A 23,337-nucleotide genomic window follows, 5' to 3' on the forward strand; every position below is an offset into this window, starting at 1 on the left:
CCGACGCCACCCGACCCGGCGACAACACCCCCCGGATCATGCAAACGACAGGGGCAGAAAGTCATACCGGGCCGGGCGACCGAGGGTCCCCGGCTGGGGACGATCAAAAAGGTAACGGGGGGGGGTCCTCAGGTGGCCGTGTTCGCGAGCGTATTCCTGGAGGGCCCCGTATCCGGCCCACCAGTCGGAGGTGGTCCCTTCGAGGACGCGGATGGTGATGTGGCGGAGCAGGTCGTCGGTGGCGTAGCCATCGGGTAGCCGGATGATGACCCGTTCCGGCAGCACCGTACCGTTGCCGCTGCTGGTCGACAGGGTGCTGCGTTGGGCGTCGAGGTCAGTGGCGAGGTCTTCGTCGTGGGCGCGTAACGCCCGTAAAACCCTGAGCAGGGTGTCCCATTCGGCGAGGACGCCCGGGTCGTCGGTGGGGTCGTCGGGTAGGAGGACAGGGACGAGGACGGTGGCGATGCCGGACCCGTCGGGGTTGCGGCGAAGCGCCCGGCCGACGGCTTGGGCGACGTCGACCTCGGACTCCTTCGGTGAGGTGAACACGACGGCGTCGACGGCGGGAACATCGACGCCTTCGGACAGGCAACGGGCGTTGCAGATGACCGTCCACCCGTCCTGCGGGGGGCGGGCGAGGTGGGACAGGTGGATGTCACGTTGGGCGGCGTTCTGCGTGCCGTCGACGTGCCCCGTCGTCAACTGGCCCTTGGGCCGGTGATGTTCGGGGGTGGCGGTGAGGGTGCGGGGCAGGGTCGTGGCGAACGCCCGGGACTGGGCGATGCGGGACGTGAACACCAGGATCCGGCGTAGGCCGAACTCGGTGGCGGCGCGGATGAGGGCGGTCTGAATCGCGGTGGTCCGCAGCGGCGCGCTGTGCAGGTCGGTGACGGCGTGGGTGTCGGTGTCCCGCAGGATCGACAACGCCTCGTGGGAGGTGACGCCGATGACGAGGATGCGGTAGTCGTCGAGCCAACCGTCGGCGATGGCGCGGGCGAATGGGTACTGGTAGCGGACCGGCCCGAACACCCGGGAGTCATCCATCGACAGCAGATCTTCGTCGCCGGGGCGGCGTCTGGTCAGCACCCGAGGCGTCGCTGACAGGTACAACCGCCGGTGGGCGGGGAGTCGGTCGTCGTCGTGAAGGAGGTTGTTGTGTTTCCCGCCCCAGCCGGCGGTGTGGTGTGCCTCGTCCACGATCAGCAGGTCCGCGACCGCGCCGGCCTGGGTGAGGCCGTCGCCGAGTAGCCCGGCGGAGACGTGCGTGACCAGGATCAGGCGTGGTTGCCCGGTAGGAACACCGTGCAGCCACGCGCTGATCTCTTCGGGTCGGGTGGTGACCGGGCATGCCAGAGCGCTGGCACCACCCGCGGGGACGATCGATTCGTCACCACAGACCGCGAGGACCTGTGTGACGGTGCCAGTCGCCGCCCACACCTTCAACGTCTGCGCGAGTAGCGGCAGGGACGGGCACGCCACCACCACAAGACCGTCGGGGCACATGCGTCGGGCGGCGTGTAGGGACACGATCGTTTTGCCGGTGCCGCACGCCGCACGGACCTGCCCGCGTCCGCCGTCGGCCTGGCCCTGCACGATCGCATCGACCGCTTCCCGCTGGTACCCGCGCAGCAGCGGCAACGCGGGCGTCGGCGGGGACTCCGTTCCCGTAACCTCCCGCCGCGCCTCCGATGGCACCCGGCCCCCAACCGCTTCCGGGCCCGTCATGCCCGACCCCCGAGGACAGAACCGACCAAGGCCGGGGATGAAGCAGTCTGCTGGTGCCGCAGACGGTCGAGATGGTCGGTCATGCGGGCAGTGGCGGGATGCCCGGGGTGAACACGGCGATGACGGCTGATGATGTCGGCGAGCAGCGTTCGAGCGGCGTCGTGATGGCCCAGGTCGTGCAGGACGAGGGCGCTGGTGGCCCGCACGGCGAGGGTCTGGTGCGCGTCGGGTCCGACGGTGACGGCCAAGTGGTCGGCGAGCTGCCCGTAGAGGCGATACGCCCGCTGGTGATGGCCGGCTTGGCGGTGGGCGGTGGCGAGGGTATGTGCGGCGGTCAGAGTGGGCGGGGCGGTAGGGCCCTGGAGGTGGGTGAGGCTGCGATGGGCGTAGTCCGCCCAACGGATCGCCGCAATGCCGTGCAGGAGCGTGGCGAGCAGGTGGGCGGCTTCGGCGTGGAGGGTGCTGATGGCGGTAGCGGCGGGATCGACGCCGGCGAGGATGCTCTGCAGGAGGCGGTGAGCGCGCGCCGGTTCGGTGGTGGCGAGTTGGCGGGCGAGGCGAAGCTCCTCGGTCAGAGCATGGCGGGGTCGGGCGGTGGCGGGCCAGGTGATACGCAGATCGGTGGGATGCCCGCCGGCGGTGATCCGGGCGATGAGCCGGTGGGCGTGTACAGCGGCGATAACCGCGCGCTTGGGGTGAGTGAGGGCGGGCACGAGACGGGCGGCGTGCTGCAGCACCACTTGCCCGACGGCCTCGGCGACGGCCACTGCGTTCAGCGGGGGACGGCGGCACGGTGGCGGACAGTCGTAGACGAGCCCGACGGCAGTGAAGGCTGCGGTCATGGGCTGCTGGCAGAACAGGCAGTGGAGCAGGCCGTCCGGCAGCACAACCAGGTCATCGCCGACATCGGCACGCGGTACTGCGGTGGTTGCTCGGGCGCGGGCTTTGGTCACCCAAGTCTGGAGTAGTCGACGGTCGAGCTGGAGTTCCCGGGCGACGGTGCTGATCGGGCCGCGTCGTCCCGTCGCGCGGGCAGCCTCAACCTGGCGTACTGCGTCGGCGATGACGTCGGAGGTGTACTTGCGGGGCTTGGCCACAGGAGGTTGGTCCTCGACAGGCTGGGGATCGGGGGCGATGAGATGTTGGCCCGCCAGAGCAATCGTCTGGGCGGTCGGATGGGTTGCGGCGCCTCAGATGTCGATCTCGACGGTGACGAGGTGATGGTCAGAGGCGTACGGCGGTCCGTCGGGGATGCGAGGAGTCGCCAGCGGCTGAGGATCCGCGTGGCGTTTGTTACCGCTCACCGCGGCGAGGTGTTGCTCTGCGTCGGCCGGAGGGTGGGCTGCTGGCAGCCAGCTGCCGGTGTGTGGGCGTTCGGGGTGCGGCGGCTGTCGACGTAGAGCCGGTAGCTGGCCGCCTCGGCGACGATCAGCGCCGGGAAGTGGGGTCCCAGGCGCGGATCCAGGGGCGGGATGGGGCCGGTAATAGCGCTGCGGGCGGCGAGCAGGACCCCGCTGCGTGCGTCGATGGTGAGGATGTCGCTTCGCGGCACACCGGAGCGGTCGGTGTACGGGAGGATGAGGTCCATGCCGGGCCGTTGGACGCGGTCGGTGACGCCGGCCTGTGCCAGGAGACCGGGCTGCTGCGCGAGGAGCCGCAGGACCGCGGCCCGGACCGGACGGGTGAGCGCATGGCGTTCGTAGAGCATCGCGACCCCGCCGACGATGTCCTGCGGACGGCTTTCCCCAGGACCGCCCGCGATGAGCAGGTGGGTGCGCAGGGCGTCGGGTTGTCTCGGTGGGGGTTGGTCGAACCGGTCCCCGGTCCGGCCAGCCCAGCTGCCGCTTCCGCCGTCGTCGGGGATGCAGCCGCGGGTTTCGAGGTGCACGCTGACGAGCCGGCCCTTGGCGGCATCGTCGGTGCGCCACAGCTGGTCAACGCGGACCCGTTCGGGCCACCCGGTGGGGCCGGGCGGACCGATGAGCTTCCGATACCAGGTGCGGCGCTCGACGTACTGGTAACCACCACGGGTGGTGTCGGCGGGCGCATCGGTGAGGGTGGCGGCCAGGCGGGTCAGGACCGGTCCGGCCGGCACCGGCGGCGCGCTACTCGGAGACGATGTCGGCGGCGGAGGGCCGGGGTTCTCGTCGGAGGACGGTCCGGCGCAGGCCGCGAGGAGAAGCGCTGCGGCGAGCAGCGTTGTGCCGGTGCGGGTTCGGGTCATCGTCGCCCGTGTCGTGTCAACCGTGGACCTCGGGGAGTAGCGGACGGTGAGGGTGGATGAGCGCTGTTGTGGGGTTTCCTTGTCCAGGGCGGGCGGTGAGCCGGGGCAGTTGGTCTCGCGGGTGAGGAACCAGACCGTAGAAGCGGTAGGGATGAGGGTCATGGGTTGTCCAAGGGCCGTGGCACGTGTGGGCGGAAGGGGGATGAGGCGGTCGTGGAACGGCGTCAGAGAGACGCCTGACCTCGCTTGGTGTGGTGGTGACAGGCACCAACCACTGGGCCGGTCAGATGAGGAGGCTCAGAGTGGTGGGGTGGGCCCGGGTTTCTGGGCGTGCACGGAGGCGAACTGGTAGCTGGAAACCACGACGTACGGGTCGGCCATCAGCTCGGTGAACCGGGCGAGGTCCGTGACGGTGAGGCCGGTGTCGATGAGCTGGTCGTGGAGCTGGTGGGCGTTGTTGGCGTAGAGGGCGCAGCCCGGCCCGCCGCCGGTCCAGGTTTCGGTGACGCTGTGGGCCTGGACGTGGTTCATGCCGGCGGCGAGCAGCAGCGCGGGGGTGTTCTCGCCCCAGTGCAGGTCGACGCTGCGGTCGGCGAGGGTGTCGAGGATGCCGTGGACGGCCCTGGTGATCAGGCTTGCGTCGGGTTCGGCGGGGGCACGGTGAACCATGATCTGGGAGTAGGTGATCTCTCCCAGGACCAGCCATCCGCCGGGGCGCAGCAGGTCGATCATCTGCCGGAGCAGGTCGACCCGGTTCGGTAGGTGTTCGAGCAGGCAGCGGGCGTTGATGACGTCATAGCCGCCGGGGGTGGTGGGGATGGGCTGGCTGCGCAGGTCGCGCTGGTAGACGTCGACCACGCTGGTGGGGTTCAGGAGTTGGGTGTCGAGGTCGACGGCGGTGACGTTGCCGTCGGGTCCGACGAGGCCGGCGAGGTGGCGGGTGATGGAGCCGGCGCCGGCACCGAGGTCGAGGGCCCGCATACCGGGTTTTACCCCGACCCGGGCCAACCCTCGGATGGTGTGCGGGTCGAGGACGTCCTGGAGGGGGTGGAGCTGGTGGGGGCTGTTGCGGAACTGGTAGCGCTGGCTGGTGGTGGTCATGGTGGGCTCGCTTCCGTGATCAGGGCGGGGTGGCGTGGTGGGGACCATCTACCGGTTGCGGGGCGGTGCCGGGCGGGTGGTCGCCGGCTTGGTGTTGTTCCCGCCGGGGGTGGTCGGCGTGAGCACGACGAGCTGGGGATGGGCGGGCATGTTGCCTACTCCGGGTGGTTGGCGGTGAGGGTGAGGTGGTGACGGAGCTTCAGGTCGGCCTGCCCGTCGTGGGGGTCGAGCGGGTCGCTGAGCCGGCCGGCGGCCAGGACGTACACGCGGTCGGCGAGTGCGGTGGCGGCGTGGGTGTGCGGGAGGGTGACGAGCACGGTGACGCCCCGGTCGGGTAGATCCCGGAGTACGGCGGTGACCTGGCCGGCGATGTGGGGGGAGAGCCCTTCGGTGGGTTCGTCGGCCAGCAGCAACCGCGGGTTGGTGCGGAGGGCGCGGGCGATCGTGAGCATCTGCTGTTCGCCACCGGAGAGTTGATGGCCGTGGTGCCGCCGTCGAGCGGCCAGCGGCGGGAACAGGTCGAACAGGTCGTCGACGCTGAAGCCGCCGCCGGTGGTGGGTCGGGTGACGGTGAGGTGGTCGCGGACGGTCAATGACGGCCACAGCCGGCGTCCCTGTGGGGCGAGTGCGACGCCGGCGCGGGCGAGGTGGTGGGGGAGTAGTCCGGTGAGGTCCCGTCCGTCGAGCACGATCTGCCCGGTGGTGGCGCGGAGGTGCCCGGCGAGGGTGTGCAGCAGGGCGGTCTTCCCGGCGCCGTTGGGGCCGACGATCGCGTACACGCCGGGGGTGGGCAGGTGGAAAGACACCGACCGGACGACCGGGGTGTCCGAGCGGTGGCCGGCGGTCAGGTCACGGACGTGCAGCATGACCGGCCTGCGTGGTGCCGAGGTAGAGGGCGCGCACGGTGGGGTCGGCGCGGACGTGGTCTGCGGGTCCGTCGAAGTACCGGCGGCCGTGGTGCAGCACGGTGATCCAGTCGGCGAGGGCGGCGACGACGTCCATGTGGTGTTCGACGAGGATCACCGCCATCCATCCGGGCAGGGTGCCGAGGATGTCGAGGAGTCGGGTGAGATCGGTGTCGGTGAGTCCGCCGGCGGGTTCGTCGAGGAGCAGCACCCGGGGTTGTCCGGCGAGGGCGACGGCGAGGTCGAGCATCCGACGGTGTCCGTGCGGCAGGGTGGCGGCCGGATCGTCGGCCCGGTTGGTGAGGCCGACCAGCTCCAGCAGCTCCAGAGGTTTGCGATCCGGGTGGTGGCGGTGGTGCCAGCCGCCCATCCGTACGCAGTCCAGGACGGTCAGGCCGGGGTAGACGGTGGGGTGTTGGAAGGTACGGCCGATGCCGGCGCGTGCCCGCCAGGCGGTGCCCCGGCGGGTGATGGTCTGCCCCTGGTAGGTGATGGTGCCGGTCTGTGCCCGGGTGCTGCCGGCGAGGAGGTGGAGCAGGGTGGACTTGCCGGCGCCGTTGGGGCCGATGACCGCGTGCCGGTCGCCTGGTGCGATGGCGAAGGAGTCGAGGTCGAGGACGGTCAGCCGCTGGTAGGCGTGGTACAGGCCGGTGGCGACCAGACCGGTGTCGTGGGCGCGTTGGATGTCGGCGGGGTCGCGGCGGGAGGGGATGTGGTCGACGGCGTCGACGTGTTGAGTGGTCACGGGGTTCTCCGGGAGACAGCGGGCAGCGGTTCGGGTCGCCGGGTCGCCCGGACCCGTCGGATCTCGGTGCGGAGGCGGGTGGGGACGGCGGTCAGGCCACCGGGGAGCAGGTAGACCGCGGCGACGAACAGGGCACCGAGGAGGAGCGGGGCGTGGCCGGGCCAGTCGGCGGCGGCCACGTCCCGCACGCCGAGGACGAGCACCGCAGCGACGGCGGCTCCGGGCGGGGAGTGCGCGCCGCCGATGACGGCGGCGAGCAGGGCCAGGGCGGCGGTGTCGAAGCCGACGTCGGCGGGGGTGATCCACCGGTGGGTGTGGATGAGGAGCGCCCCGGCGGTTCCGGCGATGGCCCCCGCGCCGGTGTGCACGAGCCACAGGTAGGTGGTGACGGGGTGTCCGCTGGCGGCGGCCCGGGATTCGTTGCCGCGTACGGCGGTGAGGAGCAGGTGGTGTCGGTACAGCACCTGCATCGTGGCGGCGGTAGCGGCGACGGTGACCGCGGTGGCGTAGAGCAGCATGGGTCGGTCGCCGGTCAACGCTGGTGTGCCGGGCAGCAGGCGGGGAGCGGGGATGCCGGCGAGACCGTCGGTGCCGCCGCTGACCGTGCGCCACCGTGCGGCGGTGATCGTGGTCAGTTCTGCTACGGCGAGGCTGAGCATCAACACCACGGTGGTGCGGTGCCGGACCAGCAGCATGCCGAGCAGGCCGGCGGTGACCGCGCCGACCAGCGCGGCGGCGACGAGCTGCACGGGGGCGAGGGTGTGGCCGGCCAGGGCGAGGCGGGCGGTGGTGTAGGCGCCGGCGGCGTAGGGGGCGACCTGCCCGAGGGTGGGCAGCCCGGCCGCGCTGGTGACGGTGGCGACGCTGACCGCGAGCAGGGCCAGGGGCAGCATCCGGGCGACGGTGGCGGGCCAGTAGCCGTCCGACGCCGCGGCGAGGGTGGTGGCCGCGCCGAGGGGGAGCAGCCAGGGCACCCATCGCCGCAGGTCGTCCCAGCTGTGGGGGAGCGGGAGGCGGGCGGTCATCCGGACATCCCGGGTAGGGGCCGGCGGCGGGTGAGCAGGAGCAGGGCCATCGCGCCGAGCAGCAGGTACGGGGCGAGCGCGGGGATGGTGATCACGCCGATGGTCTGGATCAGGCCGACGCCGGTCGCGGCGACCATCGCGCCGGGGACTGAGCCGAGGCCGCCGCAGACGACGATGACCAGGGACAGCAGCAGTGTCGTCGGTGCGGTGGCGGGTCCGACGCCGAGGATCGGCGTGCACAGGGCGCCGGCGAGGCCGGCGAGGGCACCGGAGGCGATCAGGACGGTGGTGTCGACGGTGCGGGGGTCGACGCCGATGCCGGCGACCATGTGCCGGTCGTCGACGGTGGCGCGGATGAGCCGTCCGGCGCGGGTGCGGTGCAGCACCGCGTACCCGATGGTGGTGATGATGACGGCGGCGGTGAGGGCCGCGAGTCGGTCGGCGGGGTAGGGGTGGCCGGCGATGGTCAGGGTGGTGTCCAGGGCGGCGGGTAGTCGGGGGCGTCGGATGTCCGCGCCGAAGACGGTGGTGAGTAGGTCTGCGCCGATGAGGGCGATGCCGAAGGTGAGCAGCGCCTGGTCGAGGTGGCCTCGGCCGCGCAGCCGGGCGGTGGCGGCGGCGAGCACACCGCCGCCGGCCGCGCCGAGGGCCGTGGCGGCGGTGACGGCGGCGGCGAGGCTGGGCCAGGTGCCGGTGCTGGTGGTGGCGGCGACGTAGCCGCCGGCGGCGATGAGGGTGCCGTGGGCGAGGTTGAGTACGCCGCCTGCGCCGAAGGCGAGGGTGAGGCCGGCGGCGGCGATGGCCAGGAGCAGCCCGTAGGCGATGCCGTCGAGGCCGGGGATCAGGTAGGTGTCCATGCGAACCATTGCCCTCAGGTGGCGGGCAGGGTGGTGAGGTCCTGCACGAGCACGTTGGACAGCACCGGGCCGTCGGCGCGGACCTCGCGCAGGTACCAGCGCTGCACCGGTCGGTGTTCGGTCGGTTCGAACTGCCAGTCCCCGCGTGGGCTGGTGACTCGTCCGACCTTCCCGATCGCCTCGTTGAGTTTCGGGCCGGTCACGTTCCCGGCGACTGCGGCGAGGGCGCGGTCGAGGACGGCGGCGGCGTCGTAGGAGGCCATCGCGAAGGTGGTCGGTGGGTTGGAGTTGCCGGCGGCGGACCAGGCGGCGATGAACGCCTGGTTGGCGGCGTTGGAGAGGGTGGGGCTGTAGTTGAGGACGTTGCGGATGCCGGTGGCGGCTGGGCCCTGGGCGGTGAGGACCGATCCTTCGGTGAGGAACCCGGCGGCGTAGAGCGGCACGTCCTTGAGGTCGGACTGGGCGTACTGCTTGACGAACGCCACCGCCGCCGCCCCGGCGTAGAAGGTGTAGACGGCTTCCGGGTTCGTTGCGGCGGCCTTGTTGAGGTAGGGCAGGAAGTTCTCCGTGGCTGGGAACGGTGTGAACAGTGCCTTCCCGTCGGGGTTGGCGAGTTTCCCACCGAGGCGGGTGAACGTGTCGGTGAAGCCGCGCAGCTCGTCCCAGCCGCCCTGGTAGTCGGGGCCGATCGCGTAGACGGCACCGTCGCCGACCTGCGCCTTGACATGGTCGGCGATGGCGATGCCCGGCTCGTCGGAGTTGTAGGAGGTGTGCCAGGTGTAGGTGAGGTCGCGGGGCTTGCCGCCCTCGGAGGTGAAGGCGGGGCGGGCGTTCGCGCCGAGCAGGGGGATCTTCCGGGCGGTGGTGAGAACCTGCACCTTGTCGACGGTCGCCCCACCGACGAGGCCGGTCAGGGCGAGCACCCGGTCGCGTTCGAGGAGTTTCTGCGCGGCCGGGACGGCGGTGGCCGGGCCGTCACCCTCGTCGCCCACCACCAGGTCGATCTTCCGGCCGCCGAGCTGGCCGCCGTGGGAGTCGAGGTAGAGGCGGAAGCCGGCCTGCATGTCCTGCCCGACGGTGGCGTAGGTGCCGGACAGCGACACCAGCAGTCCAATACGGACGGCGTCGGGGTCGGCAGGGGTGCTGGCACAGGCGGTGGCGGTCAGCAGAGCGGCGGCGGCGGTCGCCGAGACGAGTCCGCGTCGAAGCCGACAACAGAGTCGGGTCATCGTGGTGCTCCTTCAGAAAGGACGGGCCGGGTGTGGGTGAGGACGTGTTCGATGAGGGTGATGAGCAGCCGGCGGACGCTGTCGCGGTCCCGGGCGTCGATGTCGACGATCGGCACGTCCGGCCCGAGGGTCAGGGCGTCGCGGATGGCCGAGAGCGGGTAGGTGTCGGCGTCGGTGAAGTCGTTGACGGCCACCACGAACGGCAGCCGGGCGTGTTCGACGTAGTCGAGGTGGCGGAACGAGTCGGCCAGCCGGCGGGTGTCGACCAGGACCACCGACCCGGCGGCGCCCCGGACGATGGCGTCCCACATGAACCAGAACCGTTCCTGGCCTGGGGTGCCGTAGACGTAGACGGTCACCCCGTTGACGTCGAGGCGGCCGAAGTCCATCGCCACTGTCGTGGTGGTCTTGGCCGGGGTGTGGGAGACGTCCTCGGCGGCGGCTGCCGACATGGGGACCTCGGTGGTGACCGGGGCGATGTCGGACACCGCGCCGACCAGCGTCGTCTTGCCCACCCCGAACGGGCCGGTCAGCACGATCTTCACCCCCTGCGGCGGTGCCGCCGCAGGGGCAGGGCGGGGGAGGGTGGGTGTGGGTGTCATCGGTGCCCTGCCCCGACCAGGGTGGTGTGGAAGCCGGGGGTGAGCTGGTCGCCGACCTGGTCGGCGAAGCGGTGCAGTTCCTCGGTCACGAACGCCAGGTCCGCCTCGCGGGTGACCAGGGTCAGCAGTGACGCCCCGCCGCTGAGCGCGGTCAACAGCAGGTAGCCGCTGGCCAGGTCGACGATGGTGCCCTGCACCCCGCCCGCGCCGAAGTCCCGGGCCGCTCCGTTGAGCAGGCTGCGCAGCCCGGCGGCCACCGCCGCGAGTCGTTCCGCGGCGGCCCGGTTGAGCCCTTCGGTGCGGGCCAGCAACAACCCGTCGACGGACACCGCGACGGCCTGGCTGACGCCGGGCACCCGGGTCAGGTTGTTCGACAGCAGATAACTCAGATCGCTACTCATTACTGGCCTTCCTTCGGCTGGGGAAATCGGTGGCCCAGGCCCCGCTGGTAGGCCCGCGCGGTGCCCGCCAATCCGTCGGGGCGGCGACTGGGCGGCCTGGCGGACACGGGGGGCGGGGCGTAGGGGGTGCGCATCGGCTGCCGCTTGGGCAGGCCGTTCACGGTCGTCGCGGCACCGCCGTAGGGAGTCGGCCCGGCGGGCGGGAGATGGACGGTGGCGCCCTCGACGAACCACGGTGAGACGGGTGACTGCCGGGTCGTCGCCTCGTAGACGGGGGTCGACTGCCGATCCAGGGGCGGGCGGGGGGCCGGGATCAGCGGCAGCGCCTGCGTCGGGGCGTCCACGGCGTGGCTGTGCGGGCGGCGGGCCGGCAACGCCGGCACCACCGGTGGCGGTGGTGCGGCGATCAGGACCGCGCTGACGGGGATCTCCACCACCGCGACCGTCCCCTGCGGTTGGCCCGCCACCAGCCGCACCCGCAGCCCGTGAACGGCGGCCAACATCGCCACCGTCGCCACGCCCTGCCGGCGAATGTGCTCCACGGCGATCATCGGTGCCGGCGCGGCCAGCTCCGCGTTCAACCGGGCCATCAGATCGGGGGTGATGCCCGCACCGGTGTCGATGACCTGCACGACCACCTGGTCGCCGAGCAGATGCCCGCTGATGACCGTCTCGCCGGGGCTGTAGCGGGTGGCGTTGTCCAGCAGCGAGGCCAGCAGGTGCACCAGGTCGTCGATCAACGCCGGTGGCACCGACACCCGCCCGTCGACCGACCCCACCACCACCCGCCGGTACTCCCGGATGCGGCTCAACGCCGCCTGCGCCACCGTCACCAACGCCACCGGCTCCGGGTGCACCGAGCCGAGGGCGCGACCCGACAACACCAGCAGACTCTGCGTCGCGTGCAGCAACTGCGCGGCGAGGTTGTCCACCGCGAACAACGTCGCCAACGTCTTCTCATCGGCCTCGTCGCGTTCCGCCCGGTCCAACTCCCGCATCAGCAGGTGCGCCATTCCCTGACACCGCCGACCCACCGCCTCCACCGCACCCGCAGCGACCAACCGCTGCCGCGCCAGATCGGCGGCCGTCTCGTACACGGTCAGGGCCAGGGCGTCGAACGCGGCGGTGACCTCGTCGATCTCGTCCCGGCTACGACCGGTCGGGGCGAGCGCGGGCGGGGCCGCCGGCATCGCCGACGGGTCACCCGGATCGGTGGCGGAGATCCGCCGCACCAGGTCGGGCAGGTCCCGCGACGCCACCCGGGTCACCGCGTCGCGGACCCGCCGCAACCGCCGCGCCAACGCCCGCCCCTGCCACAGCGTCAACACCCCCGCGACGGCCACCAACGCCAGCGCGGCCCCGGTCAGCACCGCCGTCGTCGTCCACTGCGCGGCCCGCCGCCGGGACACCTCGGCGGCGATGTCGGCATCCACCCGGGTCTGCACACCGTGCAGCCGGTCGCGCAGCTCCCCGGTGGCCTGCACCCAGTCGGCGGCGTCGACCCGCAACCGCGACCCCACCCGCGCCCGGGAAACCTCGTCGTCGAAGCGCTGGGCGGTGAGCACGCCCGGCCCGGTCAACGCCTGGTCCAACCACGACCGCCACCGCCCCGACGATCCGTTGGCAACCGTCAGCAGCGCTTCCTCGTAACCAGCACGGGCGGCGGCAAGCTCCCGCTGGGCCGCCTGGGTCAACACCACACCACCACCGGCCAGCACCGCCGTCTGCTGGACACCCGCGTACTCCGACGCCCGCGACAACGCCGCCGCCACCCGAAGCTGCCCCGCGATCTCCGCGTCCGCGCCACCGACCTGCCCCACGGCCTCCCGTACGGCCAACCCCTGCGACACCGCCACCCGGTAACGCACCAACACCGTCGACAACGACACCGACCGACCCCGCACCTGATCCCGCAACGCCGACAACTGCCCGAGCTGCCCATCGAAGGCCGCGAACAACCGGCCCGCCTCGACATCCACGGCACCGAACCGGCCGCGCCGCTGCCGGTAGTCGGCGATGATCCGATCGGTCCGGGCCACCTGCGCCAACAACGGGTCGACGCTCGCGGACGAACTCGTCAGGAACTGCGCCGCGACCAGCCGCTCCCGGCTCAACTCGTCGACCACCTCGCCCGACACGGCCGACACCGCCACCAACGCCTGAAGCCGATCAGCAGCACGCGCCCGCTGCCCCGTCGACGCCACCCCCCACGCCGCAAACAGCACGGTCGCCACCAGCGGCACCACCAACAACAACGCAAGCCGCCTGACAACAGGCACAGCAGTTCACTCCAATCGTCTTTGCGAAGCGCTTTCACCTTCAGTCGAATCAGGGGCACATTCACGGGAGCCGGCGACCGCTCTGACCCCAGCGCGCCAGACACGTACACCGACCTTGAGCGCCCGAGCAGATACCGCAGGCGTCGCTTCCAAGAGAAGACTGCCCGGATGGGCCATGAGGACGCACCTGCCATCACGGCCGTAGATGGCCGGGCCGGTGGGCAGGCTTGAACAGGCAAAACGTGTCGCGGTGTCACCGATGCCCATTCGGATGGGTATGGTGTTCCGATCGCCGTCCATCACAGCGTCTGGCGCCCGACCTGCCGAGGGGGCATCATGGGCATCTCAACATCCGCTGGCCAGAGCATGAGTCCGCAGGCGCGGGGCCGGGAGTTGGCTCGGCAGGGCAAGCAGCTGTGGCGGCAGTTGGCATCAGTCAAGGCTGTGGCAGCCGAGTTGATCAGCCGGAATCCGGACGTCCCCAGCATTCAGGCGTTCCGTTATGCAGCGGGACTCTCGCAGGACCAGGCAGCCATGCGATATAACGAGGTGACCGAGCATCAGACCAGCCTCGGGGGAACCACCATCAACGCATGGGAAACCTGGGCGCGTAGTCGAGGAGCAGGTTCGCCGCCACCATTCTCCAGCCTGCTCATCCTTGCTGAAGCCTACGGGCGAGGGCCGCTCGGAGTCACAGTCGAAGACGTGTCACCAGGTGATTTAGTCGCGGAGGCATATGAGCGACTACCCGCAGAAGATCAACTCTCGCTCAGAAGATGGTCAGGTAAGCCGGGTCCTCGCTCGAACCGAGCTTTCCTCAGCTCGATCGGGATGTCGGATCAACAAGACGCCGATCAACTCAAAGTAGGGCCGGACTTTAATCTGACGGTGCCGACGATTGGTTACGCAAATCCCGAGATATGCGTTTTCTCGCTGCCTAATTCTCGGCCAGGAAATCTGCTCCATCTCAGCTGGGAAACCTTTGGCTTTGGAATCGAGCGCTTGATTCGTCAGATCAAAAATATGGGCTGGCGTCTTGATATCGATATCTGCTTCGGTGTAAACGAGGCTGGTCTTACTATGGCCACATTCTTGGCGTCCGCCCAGTTCTCCCGGTGTGCTATCGGGTACCTCCGCTGCAACAAGGTAAGAGACAGCGTCACACTCGCGCCGACTTCCTTCTACCCAGAGGTCGGCGGGGCCCCCTCGATCCTCATCTGCGACTTCGAGGTCAAGCAGGCGGACGTCGTCGGCTTCCTCGCTAGCGAAATCCGGCGTAGATACCCTCAAGCCCTCCTTTATTTCGCCGTCTTTGGAGCAATGACCAAAGAAGTGGACCTAGAAGTCGGCAGCTTCGATGATCTGACCGGAGCCCAAATTATGCGTGCCGCAGACTTCTCGGCAGTATTCATGGCTGCGACAATGGGTCCACCTGGTATCGAACCGCCCCTCGAACTACGGTAGCACTCGGAGGTGCAATGAATGACGCGAATCGTTTGCCCGAGCTTGCTGGTAAGACGGCGGAAGTAGTTGACACCCTCATGCTCGAAATCCGTCCCAAGCTCATGCAAGCCGCCTTCTCGGGCAAAGTAGGTGAAAGTGAGAACCTCCGACACTCCGACAATTTTTTGTCGGTTCACGACATGTGGATGCATGAGCGCTACCGCGAATTGATGAGTCGTCACCTCGACTCTTTCGTTTATGCCTCAGAGGAGGATGAACCGCAGGTTATCGGATCGGAAGAAGACCCGGATCTCTGCGTGCTCGTTGACCCACTCGATACCAGTGAACTAGCAGTACGTGGACTGCTTGGGTATACGCACGTCATGATCTATTCGCGAGCACTCGCTCGTCCAATCGTTTCGGTGGTGGGCGACATTTACCACCATGTTCGGCTCTATGTGGCGGCACGGCACGAAGACGGCAAGGACTGGGCCTACGCCTTCACCGCCGATGGCCAGTCTCGTCCGCTTAGGCAACGGCCGCACAAACGCCTATCGGAGTCGCTTCTCACCAACTTTCTGATGAAGCCGGGTGAGCGACTGGTTCCCTTGGCTTCCCAAGAGCGGCTGATGAGCGCCCTTGATGAGCCAGACAAGCATGGCAAGAGTCGCGGAAGGATCGGGGTCGACTTTGGCTCTGTGAGCCTGTGTCATGTAGCCGCAGGTTTCACTGAGGGTGTGTTGGAGTTCGCGAAGGGCTTTGCCATTTGGGATTTGGCGCCGGGTCACTACATTCTCCATGCCGCAGGCGGAGCTGTCATTGACCTTGACGGTCAGCCGGTTTCCCTCGACTACCACTTGCAATCTCTGCCGGACATCGCCAAGGCGATGGATCGAAGGCAGCAGTTCATCGCCGCCGGAAGTTATGAACTGGCGCACGAGGTGTTGCGTCATCTCGACACGCATCCGCGCAGATGATAATTGACTTCGATCCGGGTAGGGAACTGTCTATATCTAGGTCGCAGCCTAGAAAAAGGAATTGTCTGGCCTGCCAGTTGGGTAGACGAGATGCCGGGTAGACAGACGGCCGGGGTGACGGGAATTGAAGAGAGGAGACGTACCGGTCAGTGGTGCGGATGCTGGGCGATCTGTCGCGGACCACGACCCGTCCTGCCCGCGCGGTGCATCTGCTGCCGTACCTGGTGCGCTGCGGAGTCTGCGACGGGCCGCTGTCGTCGCAGAAGGTGAACCGACACGGCTGGACCGGGCAGGTGTACTCCTGCCTGCGCAAGCGGTGCGCTGCCCTGAAGGCTGAGTTCCTCGACGAGTACGTGCAGCGCATGATGGTGGTGTGGCTGTCGCGCCCCAAGGTGTACGACTTCCTCACCGCCGCCAGCGCCACCGACGACGAAGTCGCCCACGCCCGCGCAGAGGCGCAACGGCTGCGTGGCGAGTTGGAGGACTGGCGCAAGCTCGGTGAGGAGGGCGAGGTCACCGCGATCGCCTACGCCCGCGCCGAGAAAGGCCTCCTCGCGCAGATCGCCGAGCACGAGCAACGTGCCGCCGGCGCCGGGAGCCCCGCCGTGCTGCGCGGGCGCATCGGTGACCAAGCGGTGCAGGCGCGGCAGGACCTGGGCGACGACATCCCGGTCAAGCGGGAGATCATCCGCCTCGCCGCCGACATCAAACTCCTACACGCCGGGTTCAAGGGCGAACGCCGCACCTTCGGCCGTCACCGCCTCGACTGGCGGTGGAAGTTCGGCCCGCAGGAGCAGGGGCCATCTGAGCTTGGGCCGGCGGGATCTCCGCTTGATGACGCAGCAGCCTGACCTATCGGTCTTTGGGAGACCCTGCCGCAGGGGTTATGTCGCACCCCGTCTATAGACTTGGTCGAGCGACGCCAGGTCGCGATGCGGAGGGAGCGGAGGGGTCAGACGTGAGGGGTGAACCCTTCGACAGTCGAGTCTTCGCGAGTCGAGTGATAGGCAACATAGGGCGATTCAGAAGCGTGCAAGCTTCGACGAAAGAAGGCGTCGAACTCTCGCACGGTCAACCGTCAGGAGTAAGCGCAGTCACTACGGGCCACCCGGATTTCATGACGCTACCGCTCGGTGGATCAGGTTTCTGCGAGGCTGTCGCGGTCTTCATTGATTTGGAGCAGTTTACGCAGCGGACTTTCTGGGATCCACCGCACGAGATGGTACTGCTCGCGCACGCCGTGCTAGCCGAAGTTTCTCGTACGGTGGTCCAGAATGGAGGCCATGTCCTTGGGCTCCGCGGCGACGGACTTTTTGCCTGCTTCGGTTGCTCGGGAAGCGATCCAGCTGTAGACGCAGCCATTGCACTCGCCTCCGGAGCCCAGATCATGGACGCAGTGCAGTCGACTCTCAACCCCATGTTGCAGGGTTACAGGATGGAACCGGTGCAAGTTCGCGTGGGCGCCGATTTCGGCCGTCTGGACTTCGTGCGTATTGGAACCAATGATGTCAGTGAAATTAACGTGGTCGGCTTCGCCGCCAACTTCGCTGCCAAGTGCGAGAAGTACGCGAACTCCTGGGAGTGCGTCGTTGGAGAGAAGTTTAGAGATCTCTTGGCACTAGAAGATGTGGGGCTGTTCTCGGAGCACGTTGATTCGCCGAAGCGATATACGCGGAATTACGAGACCAAGCGGTACAGGTTTTACGATGTCCGTTGGCGTAAGCTGCTGCCCGAGCTGGATGGTGTGACTGAGCACATCGCCGGCAATCCTACTTCTGCGATCGAGATTTTTTAGGAGCCAACTGTGACACTTCCGTCGCTGCTACGTAAGGTAGGAATTCACGTCCCACGCGGGGTTTCGATCGCTGGTACTGTAGTCTTAGGAGAACGACAGATGCAGTCAGTCAGCTCTACCTCATCTCTCACAATGATGCGCCCTCATCGATTCCACGGAGGTGATGACCCCGCTCCGGCGCGCGATAACATGGAAAGCGCCTGGTGGGTCGAGTCTCCAGAAAACAAGGTCAAAGACATTGCTGACATGCGGGAACATTTCGCAGAAGTAATGGTGATTGACGACGGCACCGACCTCGCGTACGGGGTTGCGCTCGATACCGGCTGCGGCAAGTATGAGGTGCTCATCCTTCCTCAGGTCGATGGGTCACTGCCTAGCGTTATCGCCGTGAAGCCTAAGCGGCTAGGACGGAATGAGGGTAGAAGATTTCGCGCCGCTCCGCACCTCTACCTCAGTGGGGCGCTTTGTATTGCCGACCGTTCCGACTGGGACGGGAAGGGCTACCAAACTAGCGTCGCAGGCGTATGGGCGGCGCATTGGCTAGCCTGCTATTCCGCTTGGAGGATGAACGGAGTTTGGCCTGCGGACGGCTACGAGCCTCGTGGTGTTTAAGCGACAGGCAAGCGTTCCGATGGTGCAGCCGGACCGAAATGATGGAATTTCTGCCATCTCGTTTTATGGTAACTGGATTATTGATGCCGATACCAAAATTGGTTTTCTTGCGACTGGTCTGACGGCGCTCGGTGCGGCGGGATTCGTTCAGTTGCGGAAGTTCATCGAGAGTGCTCCATTCGATGGATGGCGTGACTTGTTTGCGGGGTTCATGACCTTGATGGCGCTTGCCGGGATCGCGGTGGGTGCGGTCTTTTTGGTGGCAGCTCTTACCCCTCGCACGGCAGCGCCCGTTGGTTTTAGTCGCTATGCATACCCGTCGCTCGCGACCCAGCCTCCAGGGTTCGTTCCAGCTCTCGATGCCGATAAGCAGCGAGAGGAAGCCTGGATTCAGGCGCGGGCGTTGTCTCTTATCGCAATGAAGAAGTTCACCTTCTTTCGGAGAGGCCTCTACGCCTTCGTGGTGTCTGCGCCAACTCTTGGAATTGCTGCAATTTTGATCCGTTGACTTAACTTGATCCTCAGCCTGTGGTCGGTTGGTATCGACCATGGCTGATTATGGCCGCAGCCCTTGGTTGATCATTGTTCCTGTCTAGAGAAGAAGATCAGAGTCAAGGGCTGCGGGATGATCAGTGTGCATGACGCCAAGCGGGGAATCACCCCCGCATGCGCGGGGAGCAGGCCGACGCGGCCAGCGGGGAGGGGAGCCGCCCGGGATCACCCCCGCATGCGCGGGGAGCAGAAGATCCGCGAGTGGATCGACCGGATTAAGGACGGATCACCCCCGCCTGCGCGGGAGCAGCTCGACTGGAAAGTGGTGGTGCTGGTCGGCATCGGATCACCCCCGCGTGCGCGGGGAGCAGAACCTGGGTCAGGCCGCCACGAACGAAGCCACGGGACCCCCCGCGTGCGCGGGGAGCAGGCGGGCTACCTCCGCATCGATCAGGCGATGTGCGGATCACCCCCGCGTGCGCGGGGAGCAGGGGACACGGGGTGAACGGCCCTGACACAGGAGGGGACCACCCCCGCGTGCGCGGGGAGCAGACTTCTTGACCTGGGACGCTATAGATCAACTTTGCTGTTTTTGTTCACTTTGGTTGGCGGCCTGTTCTTGGGGTCGGTCTGGTTGCTGCTGGTTGTGGCCGGCGGTTGCCGTACAGGGGATGGTAGTCAATGCCGGTCCGGCGGCGTCGGCCTCATGCGGGTCGGTCGCACCGGCACTGTCCAAGCGGTCTGGCCGTCGACATCATGGTCTGTGGCAGCGATGATCGGGACCGGGCCTTCCTCTGGGCCTGCGGCGAGATGCTTCCCACTGTCCTGCCGCAGGGTAGCCGGCTGAGGTGTGTGGTCACCCGCGACGGCGGAACCACATGGTGGCACGGTGTCTGTACCGGTACCGGAGAGAGGATCACCTGTTGACGGTGCTGTTGCGCGACTACCACGGCCATGCCTTCGAGTTGGCCGACGCCGAGGGTGCGGGACGTCGTTTCGATGAGCAGATCGAGACGATCGTGCCGTACGGGGGCTGCGGGCAGACCTTCACCGTCGGCACCCACGATCAACCCGCCCTCCGTATCGACATGGACATTGATGCGGACCGGGCGGCGGTGCGTTGGCTGTCTGACGGCAGCTACGCCGCCGAGCGGCAAGCCGACAAACCCATCACCGTGTACGAGTCGCCAGACGTCGGCCTGGTGGAAATCTCTGCCGGCATCGCGCGAGTGGCCCCAGCCGCCGCCCGGACCGCAGTCGTCGAGTACGCCACCACCGGCCAATGCCCCATCAGCATGCGCTGGCAGCACGGGAAGCAGTAGCCGCACCGACGAAGCCGTAGCGCAGGCCGTTGACCCATCCCGGGACGACAGAGCCGCCCCGGGCATGCGCGGCGAGCGGCGCAGGCTCGTGCATCTGGGGTTGGTGGTCCCCGCGTGCGCAGGGAGCAGCCCGCCGGAGTTAGAGGGCCCCGACAAGCGGAAGGATCACCCCCGCGTGCGCGGGGAGTAGTCCTACGGGGTGCCGCAGGCATGCGGGGCACCGGGATCACCCCCGCGTGCGCGGGGAGCAGAGGCCGACGATGGTGAGGTCCGCGCGGCGCTGGGGATCACCCCCGCGTGCGCGGGGAGCAGCAGGCGTACCGACGGTGGAACTTGGCCCGCGGGGGATCACCCCCGCGTGCGCGGGGAGCAGGCGGGCTAGCCAGCGCCCGCCCCCTAGCGGAGCGGATCACCCCCGCGTGCGCGGGGAGCAGCAGTGACACCCGAGCCTTGCGTCTCACCTGACGGGATCACCCCCGCGTGCGCGGGGAGCAGGGTACGAGGATCTCGCGAACATCCGCAGCAAACGGATCACCCCCGCGTGCGCGGGGAGCAGACTTCTTGACCTGGGGCGCTAAAGATCAATTACGTCGTTTTCCTTCACTTTGGCTGACAGTCCGTTCATGTGGTCGGTCCTGCTTCGCTGGTGGGGTCCGCAGTTGTGTGGAGGATGGTAGCGAACGCGGAGCCTGTCGATGGCGTCGTGAGCGGCTTCTTGGTCGTGATGGTTGCAGGCTCGTCTCGGTCTGCTCGTCGAAGTGCCGTCCTGTGTCCTCGGCGTCGGTCAGCTCAGCGGGTTGACCGTGGTTGTTGCGCAGGCGGCAGTGTCCACGGGTGATCCTCTTCCGATCACGTGGGGCTGTGACTCTGCCGTACGTGACTGGGTGTGTCATCGGCTGTCCGCCCGGGATCCGCGCCCGCGCTACTTCTTACGCGAGGTCGCGTCGTCTGCCCATCGGACGAGCGATGGGCGTTGACCGGTCGCGATGTACTCAATGACTGCCCGGTGGGCGGTTTCCACCGACAGCACGGCCAACTCGGCGGGGATGGTGACCAAGGGGGAGTCAGACGACTCCAGAACCACGATCGGTTCGGCCGGCGGCTGTTCCACCGCGTGACCGCCATCGGGCAGCCAACGCAGCGCGGCCCTTGCGTTGTCGTAGTCGATGTCGAGGCGCAGGACGTCGTCAGCCCCGCTCGGTGCGAACCAGAACGCGTGCGCCCGGGTGCCGTGCGGTCCGATCATCAGCGTCTGTTTGTCGAGGAACACCCGGGCGGCCTCCGCGTCAGGTAGCTCCTGCTCGCAGATGTCGAACACCACGCGGTATGTCATGACCTGATCCTCTCACCCGTGCCTGTGTAGGTTGTGGTCCACCAGGTTCGTCCGCCGTCCTGTGTCGCCCACACGGTCAGGCGGGCGCCGGCGGGCAGGATCGGGGGGAGGAGTTTGTCGCAGGTCAGCGGCCAGTCCCGGTCGAAATCCCGACTTCCGCATGTGGTGTTGTTCAGCACCAGCTCACCCTCGTCGAGTTCGTCGCGGCGCATCCGCGCCGCGACGTGGCTCTCGACGTGGCTGACCAGGACGCGTGGCCATCCGCCGCCCCGAAACGGGTGCAGGTCCGCGACAGAGGCGTCATCGTCCCGGCTGACAATGGTTTCGCCGTTGAATACCCCAGTGGTCGGGTCCGTCCGCTTGTTGCGGACCGGCAGACTCCGACCGGTTTCTTCGATGTGTGCGGGTGGCTGGGGTGACGGCGATCCCTGCCCGGGTACGTCGCCACCCGCGGTCCTTTTCCCGCGTCACCGGCTGCCCGCGCCTCGCCCAACGCGCCGTCGACGAGGTGCTTCGCAGCATGGCCACGCTGCCCTACCTGTTCGAGGACCTGCTTGATCGTCGCCAGTTGGGACAGCATCGGACCCTGCTGCCCGCCCTGCAGCACGGCGGCGGTGAGATGCTGAACCTCGCCGAGCGTGGCGATGGCGGCCGCGACCGCGGCGATGGCCGCGTCCAAGGTGGCCACGACCTGAGTCAACACGGCGATCGTCTGCTGCGGCGACTCCTGGCTCGCGGCGGCACCAACCGCGCTTCGCGCCTGCGCGATGTGGCCGCCAACCGACGCCACGCGGACCCGGATCTCCTGAGTCCCGGTCTGAACCGCGCGCATACGCTGAGCGATCACAGTGAAGCCGGCGGCGGCTGAACGGGCGGCCACCTGCTCGGCCGCTGTCGCAGCCGCCGCTGCGGTCTCGACGGCTCGTGCGGTCCCCGCCGCCATCGACTGCAGCTCGCCGCTGATGCTATCGGTAAGTGGCATGTCCAGCCCTTCCCGCGACCGACGATCGGCACCTGCCGGTTCATCGAAGCGTATGGACACCAGGTCAGCCGTACCACCGTTCTACGCTCTCGGTACCGCGCCGCGCTTCGGCCGACACGCAGCCCAGTCCGGTACGACATCTCTCGCTTCCCCCGGTCTCGTTGAGGCCGCCCGCATGCCCATGCTGTGGGTGCTGTACGCCCCGGCACGACGCGAGCTGCACGGACCTGGTCCCGCAGCCGATCCAGCAGGACGAGTACCGCATCGAGGAGCCCCGTTGGGCCGCTCCCAGCCGGGGTGCTTCCGCATCGCGTCCGGGATCTGTGCCGCCCGTCGCCCGACTGCCTCCGGAGCCGGCATCCGCTTCGTCGTCACCGTCGCGGCCTTCCCTTCCCGTACGTTGGGCGTGAGACACGGGGGCCGAGCACCGCTTTGCGTCGACCACCGCCCCCCGCATGCGCGGGCAGCAGAGCGCCGCACCACCAGTTCAGGCAGGTCCGGGGATCACCCCCCGCATGCGCGGGGAGCAGCCCAAACCGCGCGCCCAGTGGCAGAGCGTCCTGGGATCACCCCTGCATGCGCGGGGAGCAGGACGCCCTGTTCCCGCGCATCCCGCTCACCGAGGGATCACCCCCCCGCATGCGCGGGGAACAGCGGTAGACCGGGGCAGTCTGGAACCAGCACAACGGATCACCCCCGCATGCGCGGGAAGCAGGCGATGCGCCGTATCGCCGGCGACACCGTCGGGGGATCACCCCCGCATGCGCGGGGAGTAGACGACGACGAGCGACCGGGTCCCGAGCCACCGGACCACCCCCGCATGCGCGGGGAGCAGAAGTTGCGCACCGGGCTGGTCGACGAGATGTCGGGATCATCCCCGCATGCGGGGGGAGCAGATCCGCCATGGTCATCTCCTGATCTGGGCAGCGGATCACCCCCGCATGCGCGGGGAGCCGCAGGGGCTACACCTCAACCGCCCCGCGATCCGGGGATCACCCCCCGCATGCGCGGGGAGCAGGTCGATTGACCAGCCGTGCGAGTGGCCTTCACCGGGATCACCCCGGCATGCGCGGGGAGCAGACCGAGCCGGCCCGCACGATCGACGCCGCCACGGGATCACCCCCGCATGCGCGGGGAGCAGGTGTCCGGCTCCGCCCAACCCGCGAACGCCGAGGGATCACCCCCGCATGCGCGGGGAGCAGGGGAAGGTCAGCGTCGCGAAACGGCCGAGCTTCGGATCACCCCCGCATGCGCGGGAGCAGCGACGCTGCGGCGTGTCCGCACCGGG

At 68.4% G+C, this 23,337-nt stretch carries 20 protein-coding genes, 2 pseudogenes and 1 CRISPR repeat array; of the genes and pseudogenes, 7 read left to right on the forward strand and 15 right to left on the reverse strand.

The genetic code is table 11. From position 1 onward, the window contains the following. Window positions 1-36: 36 nt before the first annotated feature. The 12 genes from JQN83_RS26780 to JQN83_RS26835 all read right to left on the reverse strand — a co-directional run bounded on the left by JQN83_RS26780 (window position 37) and on the right by JQN83_RS26835 (window position 13,093). Window positions 37-1,695 carry a DEAD/DEAH box helicase gene (locus tag JQN83_RS26780; RefSeq protein WP_208569930.1) on the reverse strand — a complete coding sequence of 553 codons (1,659 nt, stop codon included), beginning with the start codon at window positions 1,693-1,695 and terminating at the stop codon, window positions 37-39. Between the two features lie 26 nt (window positions 1,696-1,721). Then, on the reverse strand, window positions 1,722-2,822 hold the full coding sequence (locus JQN83_RS26785; RefSeq protein ID WP_208569931.1) for a transposase: 1,101 nt from the start codon (window positions 2,820-2,822) through the stop codon (window positions 1,722-1,724). Between the two features lie 203 nt (window positions 2,823-3,025). After that, complete coding sequence (locus JQN83_RS26790) at window positions 3,026-4,111, reverse strand: hypothetical protein (protein ID WP_208569932.1); 1,086 nt, start codon at window positions 4,109-4,111, stop codon at window positions 3,026-3,028. 135 nt (window positions 4,112-4,246) lie between these two features. After that, entirely contained in the window at window positions 4,247-5,050 is an 804-nt protein-coding gene (locus JQN83_RS26795) for a class I SAM-dependent methyltransferase (RefSeq protein ID WP_208569933.1), read from the reverse strand. 155 nt (window positions 5,051-5,205) lie between these two features. Next, window positions 5,206-5,916 carry an ABC transporter ATP-binding protein gene (locus tag JQN83_RS26800; protein ID WP_208569934.1) on the reverse strand — a complete coding sequence of 237 codons (711 nt, stop codon included), beginning with the start codon at window positions 5,914-5,916 and terminating at the stop codon, window positions 5,206-5,208. Further along, complete coding sequence (locus JQN83_RS26805) at window positions 5,900-6,700, reverse strand: ABC transporter ATP-binding protein (protein ID WP_208569935.1); 801 nt, start codon at window positions 6,698-6,700, stop codon at window positions 5,900-5,902. The genes JQN83_RS26800 and JQN83_RS26805 overlap by 17 nt, the downstream gene beginning before the upstream one ends. Then, window positions 6,697-7,725 carry a branched-chain amino acid ABC transporter permease gene (locus JQN83_RS26810; protein ID WP_208569936.1) on the reverse strand — a complete coding sequence of 343 codons (1,029 nt, stop codon included), beginning with the start codon at window positions 7,723-7,725 and terminating at the stop codon, window positions 6,697-6,699. The genes JQN83_RS26805 and JQN83_RS26810 overlap by 4 nt, the downstream gene beginning before the upstream one ends. Next, window positions 7,722-8,582 (reverse strand): branched-chain amino acid ABC transporter permease, encoded by an 861-nt coding sequence (locus tag JQN83_RS26815; protein ID WP_244253302.1) that lies wholly within the window; start codon window positions 8,580-8,582, stop codon window positions 7,722-7,724. Before JQN83_RS26815 ends, JQN83_RS26810 begins: the two co-directional genes overlap by 4 nt. A 14-nt stretch (window positions 8,583-8,596) precedes the next feature. Then, the gene (locus JQN83_RS26820; RefSeq protein ID WP_208569938.1) at window positions 8,597-9,811 is read right to left on the reverse strand and encodes an ABC transporter substrate-binding protein; all 1,215 of its coding nucleotides are present in this window, start codon (window positions 9,809-9,811) and stop codon (window positions 8,597-8,599) included. Continuing rightward, on the reverse strand, window positions 9,808-10,413 hold the full coding sequence (locus JQN83_RS26825; RefSeq protein WP_208569939.1) for a GTP-binding protein: 606 nt from the start codon (window positions 10,411-10,413) through the stop codon (window positions 9,808-9,810). The genes JQN83_RS26820 and JQN83_RS26825 overlap by 4 nt, the downstream gene beginning before the upstream one ends. Continuing rightward, window positions 10,410-10,814, reverse strand: a complete 405-nt coding sequence (locus JQN83_RS26830) for a roadblock/LC7 domain-containing protein (RefSeq protein ID WP_208569940.1) — start codon at window positions 10,812-10,814, stop codon at window positions 10,410-10,412. Before JQN83_RS26830 ends, JQN83_RS26825 begins: the two co-directional genes overlap by 4 nt. Next, window positions 10,814-13,093 carry a sensor histidine kinase gene (locus tag JQN83_RS26835; protein ID WP_208569941.1) on the reverse strand — a complete coding sequence of 760 codons (2,280 nt, stop codon included), beginning with the start codon at window positions 13,091-13,093 and terminating at the stop codon, window positions 10,814-10,816. The genes JQN83_RS26830 and JQN83_RS26835 overlap by 1 nt, the downstream gene beginning before the upstream one ends. A 336-nt stretch (window positions 13,094-13,429) precedes the next feature. Between JQN83_RS26835 and JQN83_RS26840 the strand changes: the two genes are divergently transcribed. The 7 genes from JQN83_RS26840 (at window position 13,430) to JQN83_RS26865 (ending at window position 19,734) form a co-directional block, all read left to right on the forward strand. Beyond that, window positions 13,430-14,557, forward strand: coding sequence for a hypothetical protein (locus JQN83_RS26840; protein WP_208569942.1), 1,128 nt, complete (start codon window positions 13,430-13,432; stop codon window positions 14,555-14,557). A gap of 14 nt (window positions 14,558-14,571) precedes the next feature. Beyond that, entirely contained in the window at window positions 14,572-15,513 is a 942-nt protein-coding gene (locus JQN83_RS26845; RefSeq protein WP_208569943.1) for an inositol monophosphatase family protein, read from the forward strand. A gap of 158 nt (window positions 15,514-15,671) precedes the next feature. Beyond that, window positions 15,672-16,364, forward strand: coding sequence for a hypothetical protein (locus JQN83_RS26850; protein WP_244253303.1), 693 nt, complete (start codon window positions 15,672-15,674; stop codon window positions 16,362-16,364). Window positions 16,365-16,630: 266 nt separating this feature from the next. Beyond that, on the forward strand, window positions 16,631-17,308 hold the full coding sequence (locus tag JQN83_RS26855) for an adenylate/guanylate cyclase domain-containing protein (RefSeq protein WP_208569944.1): 678 nt from the start codon (window positions 16,631-16,633) through the stop codon (window positions 17,306-17,308). A gap of 246 nt (window positions 17,309-17,554) precedes the next feature. Then, the gene (locus JQN83_RS34480) at window positions 17,555-17,920 is read left to right on the forward strand and encodes a type II CBASS E2 protein (protein WP_504739809.1); all 366 of its coding nucleotides are present in this window, start codon (window positions 17,555-17,557) and stop codon (window positions 17,918-17,920) included. Next, on the forward strand, window positions 17,913-18,428 hold the full coding sequence (locus JQN83_RS26860; RefSeq protein WP_208569945.1) for a Pycsar system effector family protein: 516 nt from the start codon (window positions 17,913-17,915) through the stop codon (window positions 18,426-18,428). The genes JQN83_RS34480 and JQN83_RS26860 overlap by 8 nt, the downstream gene beginning before the upstream one ends. A gap of 913 nt (window positions 18,429-19,341) precedes the next feature. Beyond that, a complete protein-coding gene (locus tag JQN83_RS26865) occupies window positions 19,342-19,734 on the forward strand; it encodes an Imm1 family immunity protein (RefSeq protein ID WP_372444145.1) in 393 nt (130 codons plus the stop codon). 162 nt (window positions 19,735-19,896) lie between these two features. Beyond that, window positions 19,897-20,290: a CRISPR direct-repeat array (repeat unit 28 nt; unit sequence GGATCACCCCCGCGTGCGCGGGGAGCAG). A gap of 366 nt (window positions 20,291-20,656) precedes the next feature. On the opposite strand, the gene JQN83_RS26870 is transcribed toward JQN83_RS26865, so the two are convergent. The 3 genes and pseudogenes from JQN83_RS26870 to JQN83_RS34405 all read right to left on the reverse strand — a co-directional run. Continuing rightward, window positions 20,657-21,067: an Imm1 family immunity protein gene (locus JQN83_RS26870; protein ID WP_208569947.1), complete on the reverse strand. Its 411-nt coding sequence runs from the start codon at window positions 21,065-21,067 to the stop codon at window positions 20,657-20,659. Beyond that, window positions 21,064-21,474 (reverse strand): annotated as a pseudogene (locus JQN83_RS34400) (DddA-like double-stranded DNA deaminase toxin); the annotation flags it as partial. The gene JQN83_RS26870 and the pseudogene JQN83_RS34400, both read right to left, overlap by 4 nt. 119 nt (window positions 21,475-21,593) lie before the next feature. Next, window positions 21,594-22,049, reverse strand: a pseudogene (locus JQN83_RS34405) (DUF6244 family protein); the annotation flags it as partial. Window positions 22,050-23,337 lie beyond the last annotated feature (1,288 nt).

Source organism: Micromonospora antibiotica (assembly GCF_017599305.1).
In the GTDB taxonomy this organism is placed as follows: Bacteria; Actinomycetota; Actinomycetes; order Mycobacteriales; family Micromonosporaceae; genus Micromonospora; species Micromonospora antibiotica.

Bases quoted from the DNA above. Each gene is read 5' to 3' on its own strand.
- JQN83_RS26790 (WP_208569932.1), bottom strand. From the start codon at position 4,111: ATGACCCTCATCCCTACCGCTTCTACGGTCTGGTTCCTCACCCGCGAG.
- JQN83_RS26795 (WP_208569933.1), bottom strand. From the start codon at position 5,050: ATGACCACCACCAGCCAGCGCTACCAGTTCCGCAACAGCCCCCACCAG.
- JQN83_RS26800 (WP_208569934.1), bottom strand. From the start codon at position 5,916: ATGCTGCACGTCCGTGACCTGACCGCCGGCCACCGCTCGGACACCCCG.
- JQN83_RS26810 (WP_208569936.1), bottom strand. From the start codon at position 7,725: ATGACCGCCCGCCTCCCGCTCCCCCACAGCTGGGACGACCTGCGGCGA.
- JQN83_RS26815 (WP_244253302.1), bottom strand. From the start codon at position 8,582: ATGGACACCTACCTGATCCCCGGCCTCGACGGCATCGCCTACGGGCTG.
- JQN83_RS26820 (WP_208569938.1), bottom strand. From the start codon at position 9,811: ATGACCCGACTCTGTTGTCGGCTTCGACGCGGACTCGTCTCGGCGACC.
- JQN83_RS26825 (WP_208569939.1), bottom strand. From the start codon at position 10,413: ATGACACCCACACCCACCCTCCCCCGCCCTGCCCCTGCGGCGGCACCG.
- JQN83_RS26830 (WP_208569940.1), bottom strand. From the start codon at position 10,814: ATGAGTAGCGATCTGAGTTATCTGCTGTCGAACAACCTGACCCGGGTG.
- JQN83_RS26840 (WP_208569942.1), top strand. From the start codon at position 13,430: ATGGGCATCTCAACATCCGCTGGCCAGAGCATGAGTCCGCAGGCGCGG.
- JQN83_RS26845 (WP_208569943.1), top strand. From the start codon at position 14,572: ATGAATGACGCGAATCGTTTGCCCGAGCTTGCTGGTAAGACGGCGGAA.
- JQN83_RS26850 (WP_244253303.1), top strand. From the start codon at position 15,672: ATGCTGGGCGATCTGTCGCGGACCACGACCCGTCCTGCCCGCGCGGTG.
- JQN83_RS26855 (WP_208569944.1), top strand. From the start codon at position 16,631: ATGACGCTACCGCTCGGTGGATCAGGTTTCTGCGAGGCTGTCGCGGTC.
- JQN83_RS34480 (WP_504739809.1), top strand. From the start codon at position 17,555: ATGCGGGAACATTTCGCAGAAGTAATGGTGATTGACGACGGCACCGAC.
- JQN83_RS26870 (WP_208569947.1), bottom strand. From the start codon at position 21,067: ATGACATACCGCGTGGTGTTCGACATCTGCGAGCAGGAGCTACCTGAC.